Here is a 25,291-nt window from a genome sequence, read left to right as displayed (position 1 = left end):
CTGGCTGGAAAAAAGAGAGTCTGGAATAAGGGAGTTTTACTTTTCGCCGCAGCTTTGTCGCACGATGATTTCGGCATCAATTAAATGACTTTGACAAGGTTTCCCTTCAATTTGATTTACCAAGGCATCCACCAGTAATTCACCAGCAAGCTTGGTGTTTTGCCTAACTGTAGTCAGTGGTGGGTTGGTGAAAGGGGCAAGTGGAATATTATCAAATCCCGCTACAGCGATATCTTCCGGCACAGAAACACCTGAGTCTTTTAACGCGGTAAGCACACCAATTGCTATCAGATCGGATGCACAAAGTATCGCATCCACTTTAGCACCAGACTCCACCAGGGCTTTACCAACATTGTAGCCAGAATGCTCGGTGGAAATCGCATCCCAATGTTTGGCCCGCTGATTTTCTTTGACGATACCGGCTTCAATCAACGCGTCATTAAAGCCATTAAAGCGCTCTAAAAACTCGGGACTGTTATTATCCGCACCGCCAACAAATACAAACTCTCTATGGCCTAGTTCCAGCAAATGCCTGGTAATGCTTTTACCACCTTGATAATTATTACTGCCAATAACGATGCCGGGGTGGCTCTCGTTAATGGCTCCCCATCGGACAAAATGGGTTTGTTGTTCTTCCAGTGCTTGCAGCTTTTCCTGATATTCCAAAAAGTCACCGTAGCCCAGCAGAATAATGCCATCCGCTTTATGGGTATCTTCAAAGTCCGCATGCCAGTCGTCACTGAATTGCTGAAAGGACACCAACAGATCGTAACCGGCGTTAGCCGTTGCGCGCGTGATGCTTCCTAACATGGAAAGAAAGAAAGGGTTGATCATGGAGTCATCAGAAGTGGGATCTTCAAACAGCAGCAGGGCCAGTGTTTTACTTTGTTGCTGACGCAAATTACTGGCGTTTTTATCAACTTTGTAATTAAGTTCCCGCGCGATACTCTTTATCTTGTCCCGGGTTTCTTTGCTCACCAGGGGACTATTCCTTAACGCCCTGGATACGGTTGACTGTGATACGCCAGCTCTGTGGGCGATATCAAATGATGTGGCTTTTTCTTTCATTGTTATAATTACAGCATGTTGCCTTTATGGTCACTGGAAAATAGTAGTCTGCTCAGGTCGATAGACACAAGTTTTATTGCGTTTAGATGGCTAAAAACAGTGATTTTATGCAATATTAGCCTGTTTAGTGAGCAATCAATAAGAATTAACGGCGCTACATAAAAACATACTGGAATTAACAGTACCGATATTTACCGGATAAGCTGCAATCAGGCTTCCTTAAAGCAAAGCAAAAAGTTATCATCTGGCTTTTGTATCACTCCGCATAAACCAGCGAGTAAAAGGCTGGAACTAAGGGCCAAATAGCCCGAATGGAGATCAGTAAACGCAGTAAGAGGATGACCGATGGCCGAGACAGAAAAGCGTCCGACCAATTTTATCAGGCAAATCATAGATCGCGATCTTGATTCAGGTTTGCACACCACAGTACACACCCGTTTTCCCCCTGAGCCAAACGGTTTTTTGCATATCGGCCATGCTAAGTCGATTTGCCTGAATTTCGGCATCGCCGAAGATTACCAGGGCACTTGTAACTTACGATTCGACGATACCAACCCTGAAAAAGAGAGCATCGACTATGTCAATGCCATCAAAGAAGATGTCAGCTGGTTGGGCTATCACTGGGATGGTGAGATCCGCTATTCTTCAGATTACTTCGATAGTTTGCACGGTTTCGCCGTTGAACTCATTGAAAAGGGATTGGCATTTGTTGATTTCAGCTCACAGGAAGAAATTCGCGAGATGCGTGGTACCCTGAAAGCACCCGGACAACACAGCCCTTACCGCGATACTGACGTTGCGACGAACCTGCAAGAGTTCGAAAAAATGACTAGGGGTGAATATGCCGAAGGGCATTGTTGTTTGCGCGCCAAGATAGACATGGCGTCGCCCTTCATGTGTATGCGTGATCCGGTCATTTACCGTATTAAATTCGCCCATCATCATCAGACAGGTGAGAAGTGGTGCGTTTATCCGATGTACGACTTCACTCACTGTATTTCTGATGCGCTTGAAGGTATCTCTCACTCGCTTTGTACACTGGAATTTCAGGATAACCGCCGTTTATATGACTGGGTAATTGATAATATCAGTATCGAAACTCAGCCCAGACAGTATGAGTTTTCTCGCCTGAACCTGGAATACACGGTGCTGAGTAAGCGCAAATTGATTCAGTTGGTTACTGAAGGCTTTGTGGACGGTTGGGATGATCCCCGTATGCCCACCATAGCCGGATTGCGTCGTCGTGGTTATACACCGGCTTCGATTCGCGAGTTCTGTGCTCGTATTGGTGTTACCAAAATGGATAATTTGATTGAAATGTCCATGCTGGAAGCCTGTATTAGGGACGAACTTAACGAAAATGCGCCTCGTGCAATGGCTGTTCTGGATCCTATCAAGATTGTGATAGAGAACTATGATAAAGCAGATGGTGAAACCCTGACCGCGGCTAACCATCCTAATAAGCCGGAATTGGGCACAAGAGAGCTGGCTTTCGATAAGGAGATCTTCATTGAACGTGATGACTTCCGAGAAGAAGCCAACAAAAAGTACAAGCGTCTGGTATTGGGCAAAGAAGTTCGTTTGCGTAATGCCTACGTTATTAAAGCGGAGCGTGTCGAAAAAGACGAAGCTGGCAATATTCAAACGATATATTGTACTTATGACGCCGATACCCTGGGCAAAGATCCTGCTGACGGACGTAAGGTTAAGGGCGTAATCCACTGGGTTTCAGCGGCCCGCCACGAAAAGGCCGAAATTCGCCTGTATGATCGCTTGTTTAAAGAGCCGAATCCAGGTTCTATGGAACTTGCCGAGGCCTATAATCCAGATTCACTGGTTAAGTTAAACGGTGTGGTGGAATCTGGTCTGGCTGGCAAAGCCATTGGTGAAGCGGTACAGTTTGAAAGAACCGGTTACTTCTGTCTTGATAAAGAGTCTGAGGCAGGCAAGCTGGTATTTAATCGCACAGTGGCTTTAAGAGATACATGGGCCAAAATAGGCGATTAATTTCAGCTTTGTATTCTTAGGCAACTCGCCCAAATTAAAAAAGCCGCAAAATGCGGCTTTTTTATTATTCAGTGGAAATCCATCAAGTTATTTAGATTTGCCTTGATTAGCAACGGCATCCATCATTTTCTTAATTTCTTCCGGGTCACCTAGGTACTGCTTGCTGATAGGCTTCAGGTTCTCATCCAGTTCATAAACCAGTGGTACACCCGTTGGGATATTCAGTTCTAATACCGCTTCATCTGTCATGTCATCCAGATACTTAACCAGCGCGCGCAAGCTGTTGCCATGGGCCGCGATAATGACCTTTTTACCACCACGAATTTCAGGAACAATTGTATCGTGCCAGTAAGGCAGTACACGCTCGATGGTTAACGCAAGGCTTTCAGCTTTTGGCAGGATACGTGGATCAATGCCCGCATAACGCTTATCGTGTGCCGGGAAGCGCTCGTCAGACTCCTCAACCGCCGGCGGTGGGATATCAAAGCTACGACGCCAGATTTTAACCTGATCCTCACCGTGTTTTTCGGCTGTCTCAGCTTTATTCAGACCAGTTAACGCGCCGTAGTGTCTTTCGTTCAGACGCCAGTGGCGGATCACTGGCGTATACAACTCATTCATTTCATCCAAAGCTATCCACAAAGTGCGCATGGCTCGGGTTAACACCGAGGTAAATGCCAGATCAAAACTGAATCCATTTTCTTTTAACAGGTTACCCGCCATTTTTGCCTGAGCAACACCTGTGTCGGTTAGATCAACATCGTGCCAGCCGGTGAAGCGGTTTTCTTTGTTCCAGGTGCTTTCACCATGTCTGATAAGTACGAGTTTATGCATTTAAAAAGTCTCCTTAATCACTGAGAGATAGCTTGAGTGTTAAATTGGATTATTTGCGCTTAGTAGGGGAGCAAGCGGCTGAATTTTCCGCCTAGTTTAGAACAAAGCACCAGGTCATGTCATGGCATAAATAATTATTTGTCATAACCGAAGCAAAATACAAGAGGAAATGACCGGGATTACACCATAATCCCGGTTGGATTGGGTTACGACTTCGACTTGCTGTTGTCTTCTGTTGGCGAGGTTTATACCAATCAGTTATAATTTGTGCTCGCTCAGCGTTAGTCTCATAGCCATGAGGTCGCGACGCGCGAGTGAAGGAATACTGGTGGTCTTTCGAGTCTCGCGCAAAGCTTATCGCATCCTGCTCTCGCCCCTTACCAACATCCTTGTTGGCAACAAAGAGATCATGGCTATGAGCAACGTCGAAGATGGGTTTGAAACGCATTTATGCTGTGTTAGATGTTTTTGATTTAGACCCACTAGACCCGCAAACATCTGCCTTGCCTACCAAATGCTGTTGGAACAGCATACAACAGCTTTAGCTGGCCTGCGAAGCAGGTGAGCTACAGGGATGTAGCGAATAAATGCGTTTCAATTCCCACTGAGTAGATCACATATTATTACTGATTGGTATTAGTAACTTCAGTATCGGGCAAATCCTGAATCTTAGGTTGACGTTTACGCTGCGCTTTAACTGGTACCATACCACGCATTGATTCCATCTTGCCAAAACACAGCAGTTTATCTTCTTTTTCCAGCACGCGATCGGAGCGAGGGTTGGGGATAACTTTATGTCCGCGGTACAGAGTCAGTACGTTAAGATCTTTTTCTGAAAGTCCAATTTCCGACAGTTTTTTGCCGACATAGTTGGAACCTTCCGGAACATAGATTTCACTGACCCCATAGCCTTTACTTACTGTTAGTCGCTGGCGGATATCGATTTCAGGAAAATCTACCTGAGCTGCAATATAATCAATAATGGCACCGGCGATATCCAGTTGCGTGCAGGTTTCAATACCTTCCAGGCCCGGAGAGGAATTGACTTCCATAATCTGGGGACCTGATGCGCTTTCCAGCATATCGACACCAGCCACTCTGAGACCCAGAATCTGTGCGGAGCGAATTGCCGCCTGTTCGTATTCTGGTGACAGCTCCACCTGTTCAGCGCGACCACCTCTGTGCACATTACTGCGAAACTCTTGTCCTTGCGCTACTCGACGCATAGCCGCTACGACGCGATCGCCCACCACAAGTGCTCTGATATCTTTACCCCGGCTTTCTGCCACAAACTTCTGGATCAAAACGTTTTGTTTCTGACTTTGCAGTAGTTCAATAATGGCTTCGGCTTGTTTAACGGTATCTGCCAACAACACCCCAATACCTTGGGTTCCTTCAATCAGTTTAATGATAACTGGCGCACCACCGACCCGTTCAATGGCCGGTAAAACATCTTTTTTATCTCTTACAAAAGTGGTTTCCGGAATACCAATATGATGTCTGGCCAATACCTGTAAACTGCGCAGCTTGTCTCGGGAGTTGATAATACCGTGAGCGGTATTGGCACAGAAAACATCCATTTCCTGAAACTGGCGCACTACCGCAGTACCGTAGTAGGTTATCGAGGCACCGATTCGAGGAAGTACCGCATCATAATCGGTGATTTCTTTTTGTTTGTAATACAGGTCCGGGGCGCCGCGCTTTAAATCAATGGCGAACTTTAAGGTATCTAACACCTTGACATCAAAACCGCGATTTTTAGCAGCTTCTTTTAATCTGCGAGTACTATAGATATTCGGAGAGCGAGATAATATTGCCAGTTTCATGGAAAACTCCCTTGTTATTCATCCTCCAATGGTAGATCACAAAATGCTAAAACGTTAGGGAATAATCAGGAATTTCTCAGTTTAATCAGCATTGCCTTTTACAAGGTCTATACTTGTTTGAATAAGCCCGTAAGTAATCGATTTATATACAAAAAATGAACAGTGAAAGTTATCAAAAAACGCTCGAAAAGTTACAAATTGAACTAGTTCATCTACAACACTGGGTGGTAGAGCGAAACCTCAAAGTCATTGTTGTTTTTGAGGGCAGGGACGCCGCAGGCAAGGGCGGTGTTATCAAAGCTATTACCGACAAGCTCAATCCCAGAGTTGTGAAGATAGCGGCATTGGGCAAACCCTCAGACCGAGAAAAAGGGCAATGGTATTTTCAGCGCTATGTGGCTCAATTCCCGGCAGCCGGTGAAATCGTATTGTTTGACAGAAGCTGGTACAACCGTGCCGGCGTAGAAAAAGTTATGGGCTTTTGCAGTGACGAAGAGTACCAGTACTTTTTAGAAAGCTGCCCGGTATTTGAAAAGATGCTGATTGATTCCGGTATCATTTTATTGAAATACTGGTTTTCGGTGTCCGACGAAGTACAGGAGAAACGGTTTCAGGAAAGGCTCAATAATCCGCTTAAGCGCTGGAAGTTTTCAGATATGGACCTGGAAGCGCGAAATCGTTGGCACCAATATTCAACCGCAAAAGATAAGATGTTTAAACACACAGATACTAAAGTATCTCCTTGGTTTGTAGTGAATGCCAATAGTAAGAAGTCAGCCAGATTAAACTGTATTGCCCATATACTGTCACAAATTGACTATCAGGAAGTGTCATTTCATCCGGTGCAATTACCTAAACTCAAACACCGCAAAATCAAGCGCATGCCAATTCTTAAATTAAACTGGATTCCGGAAAAGTTTTAACTTCCTCTTTTCCCCTTTTTAATTCACTGCCTCTGAAGGTAAAAAAGCCCCAAAAAGTTTTGGGGCTATAAATACCAATTTTCACACAAGGTTTAGGGTTCCTGAGGGTGAGTCCATCCTGGACTCTGTCAGGGGGTTTACAGCAATTACTTTCGTAAAGTGCTGTTAATTCAAACCTTCCTTTGTTTGAAAAACTTAGGTCTGATTAGAAGCGGGCTCTTGCACCCACGTACCAACGGCGACCAATTGGGTCATAGGTACCGGCATCAGTTTCAGTACCTGTATCACTGCTTGGTAAACCACTGAGAATCGCTGGCGGCTCGGGGTCGAACAAGTTATCCACACCAGCAAACAGTTCAACAGTTTCTGTTAATTGATAAGTAACCTGGGTATCTACATAGATTTCAGAACCAACTTCAATCGCGTCTGGTGCTAAATCAAACCCAGCAAGAAACTGATCATCCAGTGCAGCGGAACCAATGTAGGTAGCGCCCACGGTGACAGACCACTCATCCCAATCATATGCCACATTCAGGTTAGCTCGATGTTTTGAGGCACCAATTTCACCCACATACGGATCTTCAGGTGCTCCCGGTAATGGGAACACGCTGCCTTCCATCACGTAGGTATAGGACAAACGTGAATTTAATCTACCAGGACCAACATCGCCTGAGTAGGTCACAGTTAAATCAACACCTTCGTTGATTTCACCGCCACTGTTCGAGTCAGCACTATCAATAAATTCTAGTGAGCCTGCGCTATTTGAACCTACAGGAGCTGCACGACGTGTAATGAACTGACAGAAGCTAGTGTCGCCACCGTAACATTGGTCAAGAATAAATTGACGTGGTGTAGGTACAATTGCGTTTTCGATTTCGATATCGAAATAATCTATTGTCAGACCGAAATCTTCCAACATGCCCTGAGGTGTAAATACCAGACCAATAGTGGTTGATTTACCGGTTTCTTCAGTAAGGTTCTCATTACCGCGGTTAAAGCCACTGATACCCTGGATATCTGATTGATTTAAGGTAAATGCACCATTGGCTGCAATGTTAGCAGCGACGCCTGCATCAGCTTTACAGCGCTCGGCTACTGTTCCTGTATCGGAGGCAGTAACGCCGTTACATGGATCGTTCAGACCTGGCGGGAAGGTTTGACTTGGCGGTGAAAATAGCTCGTTAATGTTTGGCGCTCTGACCGACTCTGCTTCAATTGCACGGAAACGCAACCAATCTGTAACTTGCCAGTCCAAACCAACATTCCAGCTGGAAGTGCTACCCACGGTTGAATAATCAGACGCACGATAAGCAGCTCTAGCATTCAAATTTTCGATGATGGGTATGTTAGTTTCGATGTAGAACTCTGTAACATCGAATGCACCTTTGGTAGCAGGGATCGCATTACCACCGTTAAGTCCGGATTGTTGCAGCGCATCAAACTCATCGCGGCTGGTTTCTTCACGATATTCAAAACCCACGGCAACACCCAGAGGGCCTGCTGGCAACTCGAATGCATCACCACTGATATTACCGCCAATAATTTCTTGTGAAATAAATGAAGACAATAGTGCGGGAGCACTAACGTATGCAGCTGCCTCAGGCGATATGGAGTTAAAACCATAAATATCGATAGGTACACAGCCAAATCCGCGTGCGGTTTCGTCAATACAGACCGCTTCTTCAGTATTGCCATCACCATCCAGATCCAGCGTATCTGTTACCGACTCCAGCGCGTAACGGAAGTTTTGTACGTTTACCAGACCATTGGAAACCTGAGACTCTTTGGTTTGACCATATACATAATACAGATCATAGAACCAGTCGTTGTATAGCTCGCCTTCAAAGCCAACCGTAAATCTAAAGGTGTCTCTATCTGCAGTATTACCGCGATTGTTTATATCCAATAAGCGCTTAACAAAATTATCCAGCTCTCTTAAACCATCTCCATCAAGATCTGCCGCTGCGTTCAGGATTTCGTCGGGCACGTACGGATTGGTAAGGATGGTGCCATTCACGTCAAATTCTAATGGAACGGTTCCATCAGCATAAATATCGTCTGATGAAAACGGGAAAGGCTCAAGTTCAGTAACCGTTTGAGAGGCCGCATAGTTACCCTCAAAGAACACTGAATGGGCATCTGACAGCTCATAGCTACCTTTTGCTGCAAACAGGTAACGTTCAGTAGGGATGGCGATTGTACGATAGTTACTGCGGTTAAAACCATCAGGACCAATAGTTCCGTCACCGTTGGTACTAAAACCCTCTTGTAAGTTGTTGTTACTATCAAAAGTATAAGTTACACCGCCAGCTGAAAAGCGGCCTTGTGGTGGGAATGACGAAAAGAACGGGCGAGTAGGAGTAAACGCATCCGCCGGATCACCTGTAAATCGGAAAGTAGAAAACTGATCAACTGCTGAGCGTTCTCTATCTCTGGAAAATACCGCACCTTGATTGGTATAACCCAGGTGAAACATCAGATTTCCTTTGCCGTTATCTGTTGTTGCGCCTGTTGTAAGACTAAATTGTCTTTCGGTATCGTCTCCTTCAGAGCTTTGACCAAATTGCCCCTCAAATTCAACACCTTCAAAATCATCTTTAAGGATCAGGTTAACTACACCCGCTACCGCATCAGAACCGTATACTGAAGAGGCGCCACCAGTAAGAATCTCAACCCGCTCTATAAACTGAGCCGGGATGGTGTTTAAATCCACCGCCATTTCACCCGGTTGACCAGAAACGAAACGACGACCATTAACCAATACCAGTGTACGTGCTGTACCCAGGTTTCTTAGGTCAACCGTAGCAACACCAGCACTAGCTGTCGAAAAGTTAGAGTTGGTACGACTGATCGCAGGAGTACCAAAAGTAGGATTATCTAACAACAACTCCTGGATGTTTGCGATACCAGAGGCATCGATGTCACCAGCATCGAAGCTTTGCAGAGGTGATACTGAGTTGAGGTTTGCTGAACGAATACGCGAACCTGTGACGGCAATTTTTTCAACGCCTGTCGCTTCGCTTTCATCCGCTTCCTGTGCTGCCACGTTTGCAACTTGCAAAGTCGCCGTCATCGCACCTAATGTCAGCGCGAGTCGGATTGATTTTGCCAGTTTAGAATGATTCTTCATATTGAATCTCCCTGAGATATTTATATTTTTATAAGGGATAACCGCAGTTATCTCCGCGTTTGTGCCAGCTAAAATTAAGATTTGCTTACACTAAGCACCAGCGGCAATCCGCAACCGATGTAAAGCGTGTGACGAGCAGCTTTAATTCTGGGGTGAATAACTTTCAGTTGGTGTGAAGTGCAGTAAAAAACCAGTGAGTGGGTAGGTTTTTGGGGTGAATGGAGGGTGCTGTTTTGCAATAAGGATGCAAAATAAGATAATTAATATCTGTGATTTGTGACGAGTACATGGATATTCAGGATAAAAGGCGTATTTTATGCTGTCATCATGGCAATATTTACTACAAGATTAATGAGTTACCACCCTATTTTGATGTGTTTTAGCTGTTTAAAAAGGCGATTCACCCCATGGAAATTGCTCAAATTGAGTTCCTTGTACATAATTCTCTAGCAAACACCTAAAAAATAAATGAACTCTTTAATGAAAAGTCGTTCTCAATCCAAAGTTAAAAGCCAGTAGTGGTAGATAAGACACTTGAAAGACGCAATAGCAAGACTTAAAAATTGGCGGATCTGGTTAGGTAGTACGCTGGTATTACTTATCCAGGCATTGTTCAGTTTTAATCTGAAATTTCATGCTGAGCACATATTCATAGAAAACTTGGACAGTGTATTTAGTGCTGCGAGTTTAATCTTTTTTTGGTATTTGCCTGCCATGCTAATTGCGCCCTTTATTGTGGCATTCGCACCTTTAACCCGCCTTAAGGATATAGGCTGGTTAACTTTTATTATCTTCAACTCCATTTATATATTGGCAGCGACCATTCTTGTTCAGTTACTTTCCATGTCATTGTTGTATTACGGGTTGGGGCAAAGTTGGCAGCAAGCAGACTTACTAAGCATGCTGGCTTATTTTTATCGCAACACTCCCTGGCATGCCGACAGCATCATGATCCTGGCCTTATTTACATTAGGTTATGCACTTGATTACTCACAGCGCTTGAGAAGCAAAGAAATACAAGCTGAAAAACTGAAAGTGGAACTGGTGAGTGCTGAACTCCAGGCACTTAAATCTCAGCTCAATCCTCACTTTTTGTTTAACGTACTCAACGGCATCAGTGGTTTAGTTCGGGTAGGGCGCAGTGACGAAGCCACTGATGCGCTGAGCGATTTGAGTAGCATGTTACGAACAATACTTGAAAACAGAGACCAGGAAATGGTAACTGTAAAAAGTGAGCTTGAATTTATTGAACTGTACCTGGCTCTGCAGAAACTGCGTTTTAACGACAAACTAGAAATTGAAATATCAGCTGAGGACAACGCGTTATCCATTCTGGTGCCCTTTATGGTGATGCAACCTCTGGTTGAAAATGCGGTGCATCACGGAGCGCAGCTTGATAAGGAAGGTAACCTGATAAAGCTCAAATTATTTGTGCTGAATAACATGCTGCACTTTGAACTGCTTAATCGGGTACCCGTCAGTTCCTCTGAAAGCGGTTTTGGTATCGGTATCGGAAACAACAAAACCAGGTTAGAAAAGATTTATGGAAGTAACTTCAGTCTGGAGTTACAGGAATTGCCGGACAGGTACTTCCTGACCAGACTGTGTGTTCCTGCAGGAGATGGAAATGCTTAAAATATTGGTGGCTGACGACGAGCCATTAGCGCGCGAAAGTATTGTTGCCTTATTAGAAAAAGACACCGATGACTATCAGGTTTTTCAGGCTAAAGACGGGCAAGAGGCCTTGGATATTGCCTGGCAAGAAAGGCCCAACATATTATTTTTGGACATTCAAATGCCAGGCATCACGGGTATTGATGTAGCAGCCGAACTACCGCCTGAAACGGTCGTTATTTTCTCTACAGCTTATGATGAATATGCGGTAAAAGCGTTTGAATTAAACGCCATTGATTACTTACTTAAACCTTTTAAAAATGCCCGATTATACGAAGCGCTAAACAAAGCCAAAAGGCAAATGGATGATCAGCTGTTTCTGGATCAACGCGCAGTCAAGGCACTGAATAAAGATTTACAACAAGATTCGAATAACTATAAAGATCGCATAGTTATCAGAGAGCCCAAACGGGTTCGTTTTGTAGACGTTAACAACGTGAAGTATATCGCTGGTGCAGGGAATTACGCGGAATTGCACTTATATAATTCAGCAAGCATTCTATATCGCGAAACCCTGAGTAACCTGGAAGCTGTGCTCAACCCCAAAGATTTCAGGCGAATACACCGTTCTACCATTGTCAGATTATCTTCAGTTGCAGAGCTGCAACCGAATTACCAGGGAGATTACACGGTAGTTTTAACTTCTGGCGAACAGCTTATGTTGTCGCGAAGGTATAAAGACAAACTTCAGGATGTACTTACGTAAATTTACAAAATCAGTAAAAAATTCAAAATATTTTTCAAACTACTAAAGCCTTCGTACATCCCGCATTTTGCGCGGGATTGCTCCTGATTTGCCATGCCCAAAATACCTCTAAGTCATTCTATTAACTATAAAAGAGGTTGCTTTTCCACACAGAATATAAGATAACAAAAGGGTCAGGGATTTACATAACATTTACAAACTTCGTGTAAGGGGTTACCGATGAGTCGTCTCACACTGCTGCCTTTTTTCTTATTTTCTGTGTCTTTAGGAGCACAAGCTGCCAGTCTTGTAAAAACCTATCCTGCGTCCTTGTGTTATCAGTCAACCGGACCTGCAAATAGTGTCCAGGTTAATACTTCTGGTAATTTGTCCAATCTCAGTAATGAGTCTGCGATTACGCTATTTTGCCCGGTATTGGTGGAGCAAAATGCATCACTATCCGGTCTGCAAGTGAAAGTCGTTGTCATTGATGGCGAAAACTCTGGAGATGGTGTCTCTTGCCAGGTGTCCGGCAGTCACTTTGGGGCCAGCTACACTTCACGCTGGGGCAATGCAGTCAGCAGTGAAAAAGGCGCCGGCTTACAAGCCATAACAACCTCACTGTCTGAGCTAAACAAAAACAATTCCAATTATGTGAAAGCGAATTTAAGTTGTTCATTACCGGCTGCTACTGCGCCAGGTAATGTATCTCTTGTTTCTTACCAGGTTACTGAGCTGTACCGTTAATCGTTGCGTGGCAATCAGGGAGTCGATGAAGATATGAATAACGTAGGAAGCACACAAAAACTACTATTAATGGTGAGCGCATCGCTTATCGCCATAGTAGGTTATTTGTTGCTAAAACCAACTGCGTTAATCAATGAGTCTGCACAAGCCCCTTTAAGCCAGAACAGCAACGACAGTTTAATTCGGGAACTCGCTCAAATAGAAAACCGTTTGCAACGTCAAATAGCGCGCCTGGAAAGTAATGCGATTCACAACCAGTCTAATGACTTCTCAGACAGTGAGAATCGCGAACTACAAACACTCAATCGCCAGCTTTCGTTGCTTTTACAGCGTCAGGAAGAGTATGACAACAGACTCAACCTGATTGAAAACAAGCTTAATGCCATAGCGACACCAGCAACGGTAGAACTCGCATCCCACAGAGAAATTAACGTACTCAACGCCGCTCCAGTGGAGTTTGTGGCGGACAACAGAGCTTCCTTGTCGGCTTCTGATATGTACAACGAACAATATGAGCAAACCAGAGTAACGGGTATTCAACAACAAATCAGAAGTTATGAAGACAAACTTTTTGATGAAGGAACGGATACCGAATGGACAGATACCGTTGAAAAACGTGTATTAAAAGTTATTCGCGATACCAAACAACTCAGTGGCGTACATCTACAGGAAAGTCAGTGTGGTACCAGTCTTTGCAAACTGGAAGTCTATGTTGAAGAAGGTGAAAGCGTGGAAGAGAAAGTACAAATGTTGATGGTAAATCGCCCATGGGAAGGGGAGTCATTTGTATCATTTGAGTATACCGGGCAGGGAGCGATATTTTTCGCCAGAGACGGTGAGCAGTTGCCATAAATGGATCGAATAGTCATGAAGAAATCTTTACTCCCCATCATTTCTGCCATAACAATCAGTGCATTTTCGTCAAGTGCTTCAGCTGTAATTTGCCTGGCTAAAAATGTTCAGGCACCACCAAAGCAGCTCTATTTGGCAAATAATTGCCGTTATTTCTCGGGATCTAAAGAGCTGCGCCTGGACCGTTCTGGTGCACTTTTTAATTACAACAATCGAGGCGATTACCACGACCAGTTGAATGGCAATAGTTTTATTTACTGTCCAATCCTGGCTGATGCTCTGGAAAACGATAATGTATCAGCAGAAATCAAGGTTGCCGATCTCAATAAACAACAAGATGTGATTTGCCAAATGGGTAAATCCAGTTATACCAATACCGGCTTTGCGGCTTACTGGGGAGAAACCACCAGAAGTCAAAGTACCGGAGTGCAAACCCTAAAAACGAAATCGCGAGTTTCTTCTCACGCTAAGTCAATGCCAAACAGCTTTATTACCTGTTCCTTACCGCCACAGGACAACCAGGATCAAAAGGCGTCTTCACTAGTTGCTTATTCAGTAAATAGTAAAGAACTAACTTCCCAAAGCTTTTTTAATAGCAACTAATACTGCGCTCAATTTCCCAGCGGTATCGTCAGAATAGGTGCCGCTTGTTGAATTGACCCCGATTGCAATGCAAAGATTTGAGTGAGCAGACTAAAAGTCGATTTGCTTGCGGAGTCTGTGTCATCAATATAAAACCAGTGGTCTCGATAAAACACCGAAACAGAAGCCATTTCAGGTTTTTCTAAAGAACTGCGGATCTAAAACAAATCTTTTGTGACCCGGGCTTCGTTGAATATTTACCGGTATCGTGCATAAATACGCTCAATTTCTCCCTCGCTGATCATCTGTAACAAGGCGGCATTCATAGCTGGAAGTATTGATTTCTGATTGGGATGTACACGCATCATAACATCACGTTTGTCCACAACATTGCCAATCTGCAGGTCCCGATACTCTGGCATTTCTTTTTGAAAATACAGAATCGTATTAAGTCCGACAAATACCTGTTTAAATCGATCTTTTAACAGCTGTTGTAGCAGATTAGTTTGTGACACATTATTGATGCGGATAATCATTTCTGAGCTAAACGCAGCATCATAATCGGGATAGGAAAAGCCACGCACAATACCTACAATTTCATCAAGTAAATCACTGGGACCATTCACTTCTTTAAAATTTCCTGGCGAAAAGACAACAACTTCTTCGGAAACAGCGTAAGCGACCGAATATTCTCCCAGAACTTTCATATGACGACGCCAGTCAGGATTGACACCAGGCTCAATATCAATATTGCCGGCATCAAATTCATGTAATGCACGCGCAATCGGCATGTATACAAATTCAAACTTGAGATCGGTACGTTGCTCGATGCCAGCAAAGACATCAATAAAAACACCACGGGTATCGCGTTTTTCAAAAATGACATAAGGCGGATTGTTCGGTTCATACAGCATGACCGAATAGGTCTCGTCAGCAATGGACGAATCGACACACAGATACAACAAAGCGCAATGAATTTATTGATTGATAGGCGCATCAGATGAACCAGCTATTGGGTTACTAACACTCAGAGCATAGAAGAGCCTGAGCGGAAGTACCAAAAATGAAACTAGATTTTGAAGCGACGCTACGCAAATAAAACAGCATCAAGCCCCAACAAATTCATTTCCAATCACGTAGCAGCGCGCACTTATATACCACCAGTTTAAAAACCGCAAATTCACTAAGAGGGGGTAACTTATTGATATTAATAGCATTGTGATAACCTGTGGATAAATTATTCATTTAACATAATATACATTATGGGAACTCTTGAGATTATGTGGATAATTATTTTTAACTTTATAGCTGGTTATGAGCATTACGTTCAACTTGCGGTTTTAGAGGTTCATTTTTCTACGTTTTCATTGTGTTACGACAAATACAAACCTGAACAGATTTTGTGGAACAACCTTCACTGGTCTGAGTTCAATATATTTCTCCTAAATATTTTGGAATTTTTAATATCTGACTATTTTGTAACCGTATTTGAGTTGATCAGGAAAGATTGCTCGGTATTATTTTTACACACCTTCTTCACTTTTGGGTTGTTTACATGTCGAATAAGGAAGTACGAACATCTGGACCAACAACTGCGGCTATCATGTCTAAACTTGGGTTGATTACCGTGGACACTCGAAATTTACCTGCGCCACACATCATGTTTGAGCACCTTTTTGGTAAAGGTATTTCCAAATTGGATTTCGCACATGCTTCCAAAGTCTTAAAGACACCTGAATCAACTGTCAGGCGTTGGTACAGCAACAAAACGTTTCCTTCTATGGCTGTCGAGCTGCTCACAATTAGATATCGTGGCTATTTGCCTTACACAAACACATGGAAAAAGTTTTATTTCGATGCAGATGAAAACTTAGTAACTCCATTTGGAATAGTTACACCTGGACAACTTGTTATGTTTCATAAAATAAAATGGCGTATGGAGCGCCAACACGAAGAACTTCAAAAGCTTAAATCAACATTAGATTCTGAATTTCAAAGAACCAAGCAAAAACAACTTGCTAAAAAAATGGCTGAATTACAGAAGCTTATGGAAGCAAGCAATCCAGAAGAACTAAGCGTTTACAATAATGAATCTGCAAATAGCGCCTGAGCTGCCACTCATTTATTAATCATTTTTTGACCGTCTTATATCTGGTAAGTTATCGGGGCGCAATGTTGTGCTGAACCGGTATGTAAGGATATAAAAGATGAAAAATGCAAAACGCCACCTTTTTACAACCGCATTCGTAATATCGTTTACCTGGAGTTTTGGCTCTATTGGTGATTGGTTTTCTTCGGGTGCTGGTAAAATTCCGACTGACACTGAAAATTCACGCCCCGGTGGACCAAGACCTGAATCAGAAAGCTCTCAACGATCTCGCCCTGGTGGACCTAGACCCAACTAAAAATTTATGGACTGGATTAAAGATAGTCCGGTCCGTTTTCCTGTTCTTCGATTACTGTTTGTACAACAAGGTAAACGAAGTAAAAAAGAACCATGTTTAACCCTATCAAGTAAAGATAATAAAAATCAAAATGTCCCTTCTGAATTATATTGTCGTAAATACTTCCGTCCTTAGGTATTCCCATTAATAGAGCGTAAGCTATGTTCACAATTGCATATGCGAACTCTAATAAAACGTATAATTTTACGATATCTACAACTCTGATTTCGTATTTTGTAGGCATCATTTGTTCTAGTTGCTTGTTAGAGAAGGCCCTAAATTGCGGGATTTGTCCAATGATTGTAAAGCTATACTCTGAAATTATGTCGCTGTATTTTACAATTGTAAAAAGGACTAATCGACTTATGAAGCCAAACCAAACAACCAAGTACACCCCGCTTAATCCAGAACGATACCAAAGCCAATACCAAACTAATAAATCAAGGAATGCTGCCAAAGCAAATACAATTGCAGTTCTATGATTATTAGCCCCTCTAAAAAAAACACAACTGGCCACGATTACAGCGGCATATATGTAGAAGCTGGAGAGATTCAAAAGATCCCAAACCGTCTTAGGCTTTGTGAATAGTGTTTCTGTTCCTGATTGATAAGAGAATGTTAATACGGTTAAACCGATTAAAAACTGTATAAATGGCACTGCAAAACCGCTAAATGAACTCATATCATTTCATCATCCGCTGAGCTTGTAGTTTCATCGTTTCCAAATCTGACTTCCGATAGCCCTTGTTTATCATTTCTTTTAAAATTAGAAAATCTCGATGCTTGTAGGTACCCTTAGTTTCCCAGTTTGACACTGTATTACCTGATACATCAAAAATGTGCCCGCAATCATCTTGAGTAATACCTAGTTTATTGCGTAATGCCTTGAACTTTCTTCCTGTCTGAATTCCGAACATACTTCCTCCCGGATAACGCGAGAATATTTGATCAGTCACGCAACCCGGTCAAGTATTTAACCAAAATTCCAAATTTATTTGGAAGACACATTTAATCGGGAAGTGCTAATTTATTAACAGGAGGAGGGGTTTCGTTCTTTTGAATGAGTGTCCGACATAACTTACTTATCGATTCTTATCAGCACTGGGCACAAAGCAAAGGAACCCCCTTCCCCTACTCCACAATCTAATTTTCTAACTCAGATTGATGCACCTCTAACAAGGAATTTAACCTTCTAATAGCTATTTCTAATCCTTAAGGCCTTTTCTGTGTCATCTGTATCTACTAGATCTTAACAGAGGCCTTTAATGTCCCATATCAGAGCTAAGTAGTCTAAAAGTAACTTAGATATATTCATGCAAATACAATAACGGCACGTACCATTAACCACTTTAAATTATGAGACATAAAGTTTATTAAATGCGACGTATATATTTCAATGAGTTATTAAAGTGACTTATAGAAAGCTATCTGTCTCAATTGCAAAATCGTCTTCCTTATCGATCTTTTCTAAAATTAACTTCGCTCTTTCTCTTGAAAGTACTCTATACCTCCCATTTTCACACACAATCCTAAGGATAATTGACTTTAAAGGATTGAATTTTTTTAACTTTTGGACCAATTCATCGTCCAAGTCCACCCAACAGTTTTCACCTAAGATCCCTAATATTTCGTCACCGTACTCCTCAAGCTTAGAGGCACTTTCTTCGCGCTGCAATCCATCATATGGAATTGTTAACGCATTCCAAGCAGAAGTATGAAACCTTGCATCTAGTTCTGTATAGTTGAAAGCAAAAAAAAATGACTTCCCATTTACATTGTAAATAAAATATCTACAAGTATTAAATCCTGAGCCCAACAACAAAACGTCGCTATCAACAAAGCCTAGATGTCCATTTTTGTCTCTTTCACCGTGCATTTCAACATCCCAAATTCCGACTTTGGTATCTCTCCTAAGCATTAATGAATAAAACGCAGCCTCCAAAAGATTCTTTGGGTCATAGGTGATGCGGTTGATTTCTTTTGCATAATGACTTGTTATGACTGAATCAAATAAAGAAGAGTTTAGTTCATATAAAAATTCAAAACACTTAGAAAAGCTACCACAATACTTACTATCAAAGAGTTTTTTTAATAATTCAAAGCTATTTTTATGAAAAAGAACATACTCAGCCGCAAAGAATTCTAATATTGTTTTGTGAAAAAACTTTATTTCATGGCCGTCTTTATAGGCTAAGGGGACTGAAACTAAAAGGTCATCTAAATACTTTGATGCTGACTTTGGTTCAATTGAAGTTATTTCCGTTGCTTTTTTAATTATTGAAATTGCATCACTCCAATTTTTAAAATAATATTTTCTAGTAAGCATCATGATGTAGCACATAGCTCTTAACAAAGTTCTAAAGTCTTCAAAATCTAATCCAGATTTTTTCATCCTTCCATAACCATTTTTATTTACTAGATCGTGACCTTTATAAAGAGCGTGATAAATTTCCTCATAAAAAGTACATGTTTTTTCCGCAATAGATTTATTAACACCAAATGTTTTATATAATAAAGATACTAAAAGTGGGCTTTCTATGAATTTTTCCGGAACTTTGTCTATCTGAGCGCTCAACTCTTTTCCAACTGAACAACCAGATACTTTGTCGTATCTAGATAACATAGATAAAGCTTGTTCCTTCGTAAAGCTTTTAAACCGTAGTGTAACGGAATTTATTATTTCAGGTATTATTTCTTGAGGTCTTGATGTAAGTAGAATGATATTTTCACCCCCTTTTAAAGAGAGTTCTTTAACTTGTTCAGCGACCTCTTCTTGATGCTCTATATCAATTTCATCATATCCATCTAAAATCACATAAAATTTACCAGTTTGAAGTAACTTGTAAAACAAATCTCTACTAAAGCAATCACCATAAACATCCAGTTCTTTTGCTAAATTGTCTATTAAATCAATATTTTTATTTACTTTCCTTAGCTCAAAAAAAAGAGGGATTCGATTTGATTTATAGAGTAAAGATGCAACAATGTATTTGGCGAACGTACTCTTTCCCATTCCCGCACTATCGATTATGAGAAATGACTCTGAGTTTTCGTTAATTAGATGATTGATTTGAATCTCTTCAGTCCCAGAATCATACTTTAGCTTTTCAAGTAATAACGGCTCATAAGCATCAAAAATATTTAGCTTCATAAGAGGAAAAGATATGGAAGTAATCTCGCTAACTCTTTCAGACAGTTTTAATATATAACCTCTCATAATTTTAGAAATATTTTCAGGATTAATCTGACCTTCCAGGTCTTTCTCCTTGCTCCAAGCTTTAACTCTGTCAATTTTGGGTCCTAATATTGCATCTACAAATTTTGAACCTCCTTTTACAAGTTGCAAAGCTACCTTTCCATCAACTGAAGACATAACCCCTCCGCTATCCATTTATCTACAATATATCTTTAACTGCATTTACCATAGCTCCCTTTAAACTTGTTAACAACTTAAAAAAGTGGTCATATTTAATTTGAATGGCTGCATAGGTGGGAGTTAACCCCCGTATTACAGTACGGGGGTTTTTCTTGCTCCGGTTTTGCCAGATGAACCTCCCCACTTCGTGGGGGCCCCTTCATCGGCAAAAGCCGGAGTTTTCCCCTGCCGGGGGCGTCACTGGCCGTGACAGGCAGCACTTAAGAGCAAGGCCCCCTGTGACGCCTCAAAATTCGTCAACTTCCTAAATCGGAACCCCAGAGGGGACCCCCTTGCTTCGCAACCCTGCGGGCGATTTAGTCCGTTTTGACTAATTTTTCTGGCTTACACATCTTCGTTATCACTTCGGTAAGCGGCGGGTTCCCCGTCCGCTACGCGAACTGATACAAAGGGGCCAATACCATGCAGGCATTAACTTTAGATTTAGACTTCAAGAGCTGTTTCCCCCTTGCCTGTCCGGTCAAAAAGAAGAGAGCTAAGCGTAATTTTGGCCCTAAACCTGTTCAATTAACCTTGATGTTGTTTCGAAAAATGGTGGCTAAATTATGGACCAGAAAAGACCGTGTGAAGTTTGTAGTAAACCTACCGATTCAAAAGCGAGTGAAGCAGAAACTAAAAGCTGTAGCCTGCTTGATAAGCCGAAATTTAAAAGAGCTAAGGCAGCAAATGAAGACTTTCATTGCATATTGTGCGGACAGACTACCATGGACGGGGAGGACTCAGGAAATGACTAAGCTGGAATTTCTGGAACTCAGGCAACGCAATATCAGAGCAGAAATTAAGCGCCTTTCTGAAATTGAACAGCAATACGGTTGCACTGACTTTACCAGGCAACAAATGGAGGTTGAATTAAACAGCCTTCAAGCGGTTAAAAGTGCAATCGCCAGCGAGGACGCAGCAAATGAGCAATAAGGACACAAACTATTCTGAAAAATTAAAGCGCTCAGGCATCGTTAAAATTACCCTGAGAGTGCCGGAAGAATTCAGAGACGAGTTTTTCAGAATGGCAGAGTTTTGCAGAGAGTACCGCGATTATTACCCGGATATTTGCCGCAGCAAGACCAAAGGCACCATTAAAGCCATTGGTAATTGATTTTTACGTGATTACGTAAAAATTATTACGTGATGCGTTACCTGTCACAATCAGCAAAGTGTGACAGGTAACGCTTATGATGATTTAAGTGATTCTCTGGTGTCATCAGCAATTGAATATGCTGGTTCATAGTCAGGCCGGAACCGAAACAGTGCCGTATATTCACCTTTGGAAATTTCGACACCATGACCAACATGTTTAATTTTGTAGCCCATGCTTTTCAGGTCTTCACCATAAACCCTGTCGTGTACCTTGTTGGTTTTGTCGTACCAGACCACAATCAAATCCCAGATGTAATTGCGCCTCATGTCCAGATAGGTAATCCTGGATTCGTACCTGATATTATTCGACTGAACAAAATCCAGTGGCTCCGGCTTTGGCGGTGCTTCTTTTGGCAGGTTGGGTAAAGGCTTGCTTTCTGTTGCTGAATTTTGTGCTGATGCTTCTGCAACACTTTCCGGCGAAAAGAATGAATTCAGTGAAACCACAGCGAACACCAGAACAACCAGAAACGCCGGAATGCCAAACTTTATGCCGTTTGTCTTAAACAGGTTTAGCCTGTCATCCTGATAATTTTCCGTATTCTCCGTGTCGCTCTGGTGTGAGGCATAGGCCCCGTAATATCTGGAATCATAACTTTCTACGTTGGACCTGATTTTCTCGAAAGTTATGTCGCCTCGTTTTGTGGGAACGCCCTGGTATGTGGTCCATTTATACCGTTTATCGAGGCCCACCATATCCAGCTTTAAAAACTGGATTTTGCGCTGTGTTCTGCGCTTCCAGAGGTTGTGACAATCTGCCAGAGACTGGCCCATGGCCACAATGTCTATTCCCCGATGCCTGTGCTCTGTAACGAACTTTGTAATACCTTCATCCAGTTTTTGTCTGCCTGACGGGAAATAATTCTGCAATTCATCGATAACAACCAGTGAATCATTTTCAACATGGTCATAAATTTCATGCACCTTTTCCTCTGGTATATGCACCAGCAGCTCTTTGCAGCGCTCGACCGAAATATCACACAACTCTGATATTTTTTCGTAATTAATACCGTTTATGCGTGCAAAGACTTTACGCCCTTTCTGAATGTTGGGAATGATATGTTTAACCAGTGCCTCGTATGACTTGCCAGCACCGGGCAATCCTTCGTGAAATATCAGCATATTACCATTGCCCCAACGTAAACAGTTTTCTCAACATGCGGAACGTGACCCCGCTGCCAAAAATCGCCAATCCGGTAGAGAAACCAGACATATTTAAAAAGTAAAGAATGTCCGGAGGCACTGCCTCAAACAGCGAGCCTATGCCGTTAGACAGGAAAACGGGCGGCTGAATGTTGTTGTATATATACACAATGCCATCCAGTAATAATTCAAAGACGAATAAAAATAAATCGCGCAGGAACAGTAGTAACATTCTGAACAATTCATGTACCCACGCAATAAACCCCTGAAACGTATCCGCAAGCCAGTCCATCATAATATCGCCACCCTGAACGCCATAAATGAAAACACCACCATAACCACCGCCTGAATAATGGGCCAGATTGCATTCATTACCGGGCCACAGAAGTGGTCAATCGTGATAGTAAATTTTATATAGTCCACATATACCGAATAAATCGGACACTGACCCACAAATGAAACATCAAAAAACGCATCAATCGCGGTAAACAGCGGCGCCGTTTTCATTCTGGTAACTGCATCCTCTATCACCGTGCCAAAATTGCGCTGTGAATAATCATTCGGCTCTGTCATGTCCCGCAATGTACCGGGAATGGCAAAATCCACGTTTTTTGTGGGAGTAAGCTGGTCGTTAATTTCCCCCAGTTTACCGTCCAGCTTGTTACCCTGCGCATTAATGGCGCTGATAATCCCTGAGTCATCAAATGTTACTGTTACAGCCACCTGCTCTGTCGGCTCTCCATAGTCCGGGTCGTCTTGTCCGTCTCCGTCAGAATCTAAATCCTGTTCGTTGGGTATGCCATCCCCGTCAATGTCAGGGTCGGCATAGTCCGGCACGTCATCGCCATCTAAATCACCGGATATACAAATAAATTCTGTCTGGTCACCCAGACCAAAAATGCCGCACCCTTCCTGGCAACTAAATCCCGTACACACATTTTCAGGGTCTTCAATACAGGCCATGGTGCCGTTCCCTAAATCTTCACAGTTGCGGTCAGGGTCATTGTCAGCGGTATCAGATAACTGTGAATCGTCATACATGGGGATCTCACCCTCGTAACAATTGGCCTCAAAATTGGGCGTATAGACTCCCGCATCAGGCGCTAAATCGTAAGCACAAATAGAGCCGTCATTGGTCTGGCTGCATATCCGCTCATTACCGGAGCCATCAGACGGCAACATAAAATCGGGTGAAGTGGGTCCGGTTGGGCAGGTGTCGCGTGTTGACAAATCAAGCGGGTCATAACACATGGTAATTTCTGACTGAGTAACCGCCAGTGTGTAAAACGGTTTGTTTTGAGGGGGGCAGCTATAAACAACAAGCGGGGCGACCTGAACAGCTACCTCATGGATCACCGTCCATGATGGCGGGTTAAAACGACCATCAGTATAACCACAACTACATTGCCCAATCAGGACGGAGTTGACTACACTTGATGACTGTATACTGCACCCTGAAATAATCGGCTTTCTGTTGCTTTGCTCGTACGCTGAACAGTAGGCACTGATCGCATTGCCGGGGTCGCCTCCATGGTGCCTGTCATTGGTAACCGCAACAACGGTTGTTTCTGTCCTTTGACCCAGCGCATTGCTGATGTGATACAGATGCCCGTCTATATCCATACCCTCTTCAATCGTAATATTCGCAAACGCAGCAAAGGTTGCTGTCATGCAAAACGCAAATAAAATCAGCGTCAGGTATACCTTGATGACAAAGATCAGCGCCTTAAGAGGATGCAGGACAATATACCTGGCACACCACATCAATTTTTCAGTTATCCGAGCTAAAACCGGCAATAGCTGCATACGCACAAATCACCCCCAGTAATGCAATCATTAATATCCAGAACATGTCTTCACCCCTTAATCAATAAAGGGGACCGCAGCCCCCTTAACAACAACAAATGCAGTCCAGTTATCGGAACCAACCAATCACCTTGTTATAACCCCAACGGGCCACACCGGGTGCAATTTTGATTGCTGCAATTGCTGTTAATGCCGCAACGATGGTGGTTGAATCCACAGCGGCTGTTACATTAGTAAAATCCATAATGATTACCTCTTAGTAATTATCTTTGGCGGCGAAATTGATTACCGATTGATAGCCCCATGCCACCAGATAGACTAACAACGGCAGTGTGAAAAACAGTGTAAAAATCATCTGATAATCAGATACAGGTATGTTTTGCGGGAAGAACAAATCTTCCATTGTCAGCGGTACAGGGTCGCTGTCGGAGGTATCAGGCGGCGAACCGTCATCAGCAGGAACATTGACATAGGCCTTATAGGTTGTGCCACGAATAAACACATCGTAACCGTTTGCAACGCACTGATTAGGGTCATCAGCCAGTGCGTAACCTGTACCATCAATTAATACGCCACAGGTCCCATTTTCGTAGGTCATACCAGCATCAGAATCACCAGTGGGCGTGTAATAATTCGCGTAATTGGCCGCAGTGTCATGCCAGTAATTGCCAAATCCGTTACAGTCCTCATAGGTGATAGTTGTATGGTAAAAATCACCCGCTGTACCGCCAGATTGAGAGCCATAACAGGCCATCAGTGCACCCCGTATATCAGTTCATAGCTGCCATCGGCCTGATGCTCAAATGTGACCCGGTCAGATTGCGACAGGCGCACCATGGCATGGTCAAATTGCTCAAACGGAATCGCTACGCCAAGGCCATTTTTACCGTTAGTGATAAATGTAAAATCACCATCAGGAAAATAAGCGCTAAACACAAAGTAAGTGTCAATTGCCTGAAAGACATTTTCACCTCCACTGATAAAGATGGCCTTGTCCATG

The 25,291-nt window shown here is 42.8% G+C and carries 24 protein-coding genes and 1 pseudogene; 10 read left to right on the top strand and 15 right to left on the bottom strand.

All coding sequences use genetic code 11. From position 1 onward, the window contains the following. Positions 1–36 precede the first annotated feature (36 nt). Complete coding sequence (locus ACXAD8_RS03945) at positions 37–1,068, bottom strand: LacI family DNA-binding transcriptional regulator (RefSeq protein WP_475225158.1); 1,032 nt, start codon at positions 1,066–1,068, stop codon at positions 37–39. A gap of 345 nt (positions 1,069–1,413) precedes the next feature. Here ACXAD8_RS03945 and glnS point away from each other — a divergent pair, with 345 nt between their 5' ends. Next, positions 1,414–3,075, top strand: a complete 1,662-nt coding sequence (gene glnS, locus ACXAD8_RS03940) for a glutamine--tRNA ligase (RefSeq protein WP_475225155.1) — start codon at positions 1,414–1,416, stop codon at positions 3,073–3,075. Between the two features lie 87 nt (positions 3,076–3,162). On the opposite strand, the gene gpmA is transcribed toward glnS, so the two are convergent. From gpmA to ACXAD8_RS03925, 3 genes and pseudogenes are all read right to left on the bottom strand, one after another. Next, positions 3,163–3,909 carry a 2,3-diphosphoglycerate-dependent phosphoglycerate mutase gene (gpmA, locus tag ACXAD8_RS03935; RefSeq protein WP_475225152.1) on the bottom strand — a complete coding sequence of 249 codons (747 nt, stop codon included), beginning with the start codon at positions 3,907–3,909 and terminating at the stop codon, positions 3,163–3,165. A gap of 623 nt (positions 3,910–4,532) precedes the next feature. After that, entirely contained in the window at positions 4,533–4,802 is a 270-nt protein-coding gene (locus tag ACXAD8_RS03930) for a cation:proton antiporter regulatory subunit (protein WP_475232869.1), read from the bottom strand. Positions 4,803–4,877: 75 nt separating this feature from the next. Continuing rightward, positions 4,878–5,735, bottom strand: a pseudogene (locus ACXAD8_RS03925) (ATP-grasp domain-containing protein); the annotation flags it as partial. 155 nt (positions 5,736–5,890) lie between these two features. Here ACXAD8_RS03925 and ppk2 point away from each other — a divergent pair. Then, positions 5,891–6,658, top strand: a complete 768-nt coding sequence (ppk2, locus tag ACXAD8_RS03920) for a polyphosphate kinase 2 (protein WP_475225150.1) — start codon at positions 5,891–5,893, stop codon at positions 6,656–6,658. 205 nt (positions 6,659–6,863) lie between these two features. On the opposite strand, the gene ACXAD8_RS03915 is transcribed toward ppk2, so the two are convergent. Next, positions 6,864–9,788, bottom strand: a complete 2,925-nt coding sequence (locus ACXAD8_RS03915; protein ID WP_475225147.1) for a TonB-dependent receptor domain-containing protein — start codon at positions 9,786–9,788, stop codon at positions 6,864–6,866. Positions 9,789–10,322: 534 nt separating this feature from the next. Between ACXAD8_RS03915 and ACXAD8_RS03910 the strand changes: the two genes are divergently transcribed. The 5 genes from ACXAD8_RS03910 to ACXAD8_RS03890 all read left to right on the top strand — a co-directional run bounded on the left by ACXAD8_RS03910 (position 10,323) and on the right by ACXAD8_RS03890 (position 14,349). Next, positions 10,323–11,423 carry a sensor histidine kinase gene (locus ACXAD8_RS03910; RefSeq protein WP_475225145.1) on the top strand — a complete coding sequence of 367 codons (1,101 nt, stop codon included), beginning with the start codon at positions 10,323–10,325 and terminating at the stop codon, positions 11,421–11,423. Next, the gene (locus tag ACXAD8_RS03905) at positions 11,416–12,168 is read left to right on the top strand and encodes a LytR/AlgR family response regulator transcription factor (protein WP_475225143.1); all 753 of its coding nucleotides are present in this window, start codon (positions 11,416–11,418) and stop codon (positions 12,166–12,168) included. Before ACXAD8_RS03910 ends, ACXAD8_RS03905 begins: the two co-directional genes overlap by 8 nt. 219 nt (positions 12,169–12,387) lie before the next feature. Beyond that, positions 12,388–12,894: a hypothetical protein gene (locus tag ACXAD8_RS03900; protein ID WP_475225140.1), complete on the top strand. Its 507-nt coding sequence runs from the start codon at positions 12,388–12,390 to the stop codon at positions 12,892–12,894. Positions 12,895–12,927: 33 nt separating this feature from the next. Further along, the gene (locus tag ACXAD8_RS03895; RefSeq protein WP_475225137.1) at positions 12,928–13,746 is read left to right on the top strand and encodes a hypothetical protein; all 819 of its coding nucleotides are present in this window, start codon (positions 12,928–12,930) and stop codon (positions 13,744–13,746) included. A gap of 15 nt (positions 13,747–13,761) precedes the next feature. Continuing rightward, entirely contained in the window at positions 13,762–14,349 is a 588-nt protein-coding gene (locus tag ACXAD8_RS03890) for a hypothetical protein (protein ID WP_475225134.1), read from the top strand. Positions 14,350–14,585: 236 nt separating this feature from the next. Here the strand turns inward: ACXAD8_RS03890 and ACXAD8_RS03885 are convergent, their stop codons facing one another. Beyond that, positions 14,586–15,293 (bottom strand): substrate-binding periplasmic protein, encoded by a 708-nt coding sequence (locus ACXAD8_RS03885; protein ID WP_475225131.1) that lies wholly within the window; start codon positions 15,291–15,293, stop codon positions 14,586–14,588. Between the two features lie 590 nt (positions 15,294–15,883). Between ACXAD8_RS03885 and ACXAD8_RS03880 the strand changes: the two genes are divergently transcribed. Further along, on the top strand, positions 15,884–16,438 hold the full coding sequence (locus ACXAD8_RS03880; RefSeq protein WP_475225128.1) for a hypothetical protein: 555 nt from the start codon (positions 15,884–15,886) through the stop codon (positions 16,436–16,438). Positions 16,439–16,749: 311 nt separating this feature from the next. Here the strand turns inward: ACXAD8_RS03880 and ACXAD8_RS03875 are convergent, their stop codons facing one another. From ACXAD8_RS03875 to ACXAD8_RS03865, 3 genes are all read right to left on the bottom strand, one after another. Then, complete coding sequence (locus tag ACXAD8_RS03875; RefSeq protein ID WP_475225126.1) at positions 16,750–17,454, bottom strand: hypothetical protein; 705 nt, start codon at positions 17,452–17,454, stop codon at positions 16,750–16,752. Between the two features lies 1 nt (position 17,455). Continuing rightward, positions 17,456–17,689: a helix-turn-helix domain-containing protein gene (locus ACXAD8_RS03870; protein WP_475225124.1), complete on the bottom strand. Its 234-nt coding sequence runs from the start codon at positions 17,687–17,689 to the stop codon at positions 17,456–17,458. 497 nt (positions 17,690–18,186) lie between these two features. Continuing rightward, the gene (locus ACXAD8_RS03865) at positions 18,187–20,145 is read right to left on the bottom strand and encodes an NACHT domain-containing protein (protein WP_475225122.1); all 1,959 of its coding nucleotides are present in this window, start codon (positions 20,143–20,145) and stop codon (positions 18,187–18,189) included. A 465-nt stretch (positions 20,146–20,610) separates the two neighbouring features. Between ACXAD8_RS03865 and ACXAD8_RS03860 the strand changes: the two genes are divergently transcribed. Together ACXAD8_RS03860 and ACXAD8_RS03855 are read left to right on the top strand one after the other, a co-directional pair. Continuing rightward, positions 20,611–21,120 carry a hypothetical protein gene (locus ACXAD8_RS03860; RefSeq protein WP_475225119.1) on the top strand — a complete coding sequence of 170 codons (510 nt, stop codon included), beginning with the start codon at positions 20,611–20,613 and terminating at the stop codon, positions 21,118–21,120. Next, positions 21,110–21,301 (top strand): hypothetical protein, encoded by a 192-nt coding sequence (locus ACXAD8_RS03855; protein ID WP_475225117.1) that lies wholly within the window; start codon positions 21,110–21,112, stop codon positions 21,299–21,301. The genes ACXAD8_RS03860 and ACXAD8_RS03855 overlap by 11 nt, the downstream gene beginning before the upstream one ends. Before the next feature lie 74 nt (positions 21,302–21,375). Here the strand turns inward: ACXAD8_RS03855 and ACXAD8_RS03850 are convergent, their stop codons facing one another. The 6 genes from ACXAD8_RS03850 to ACXAD8_RS03825 all read right to left on the bottom strand — a co-directional run bounded on the left by ACXAD8_RS03850 (position 21,376) and on the right by ACXAD8_RS03825 (position 25,290). Further along, positions 21,376–22,464, bottom strand: coding sequence for a zonular occludens toxin domain-containing protein (locus ACXAD8_RS03850; protein ID WP_475225114.1), 1,089 nt, complete (start codon positions 22,462–22,464; stop codon positions 21,376–21,378). Position 22,465: 1 nt separating this feature from the next. Continuing rightward, positions 22,466–22,780 (bottom strand): DUF2523 family protein, encoded by a 315-nt coding sequence (locus ACXAD8_RS03845; RefSeq protein ID WP_475225112.1) that lies wholly within the window; start codon positions 22,778–22,780, stop codon positions 22,466–22,468. Continuing rightward, positions 22,777–24,297: a hypothetical protein gene (locus ACXAD8_RS03840; protein ID WP_475225109.1), complete on the bottom strand. Its 1,521-nt coding sequence runs from the start codon at positions 24,295–24,297 to the stop codon at positions 22,777–22,779. The genes ACXAD8_RS03845 and ACXAD8_RS03840 overlap by 4 nt, the downstream gene beginning before the upstream one ends. Positions 24,298–24,400: 103 nt before the next feature. Then, positions 24,401–24,535 (bottom strand): hypothetical protein, encoded by a 135-nt coding sequence (locus ACXAD8_RS03835; RefSeq protein WP_475225107.1) that lies wholly within the window; start codon positions 24,533–24,535, stop codon positions 24,401–24,403. 12 nt (positions 24,536–24,547) lie between these two features. Beyond that, positions 24,548–25,045, bottom strand: a complete 498-nt coding sequence (locus ACXAD8_RS03830) for a hypothetical protein (protein WP_475225105.1) — start codon at positions 25,043–25,045, stop codon at positions 24,548–24,550. After that, a complete protein-coding gene (locus ACXAD8_RS03825; protein WP_475225102.1) occupies positions 25,045–25,290 on the bottom strand; it encodes a hypothetical protein in 246 nt (81 codons plus the stop codon). The genes ACXAD8_RS03830 and ACXAD8_RS03825 overlap by 1 nt, the downstream gene beginning before the upstream one ends. Position 25,291 lies beyond the last annotated feature (1 nt).

This window comes from Planctobacterium sp. AWH2_060, from assembly GCF_056158425.1.
The sequence above is the reverse complement of the archived record's forward strand: the minus strand, read 5'-3'. Positions and strand labels throughout refer to the sequence as shown.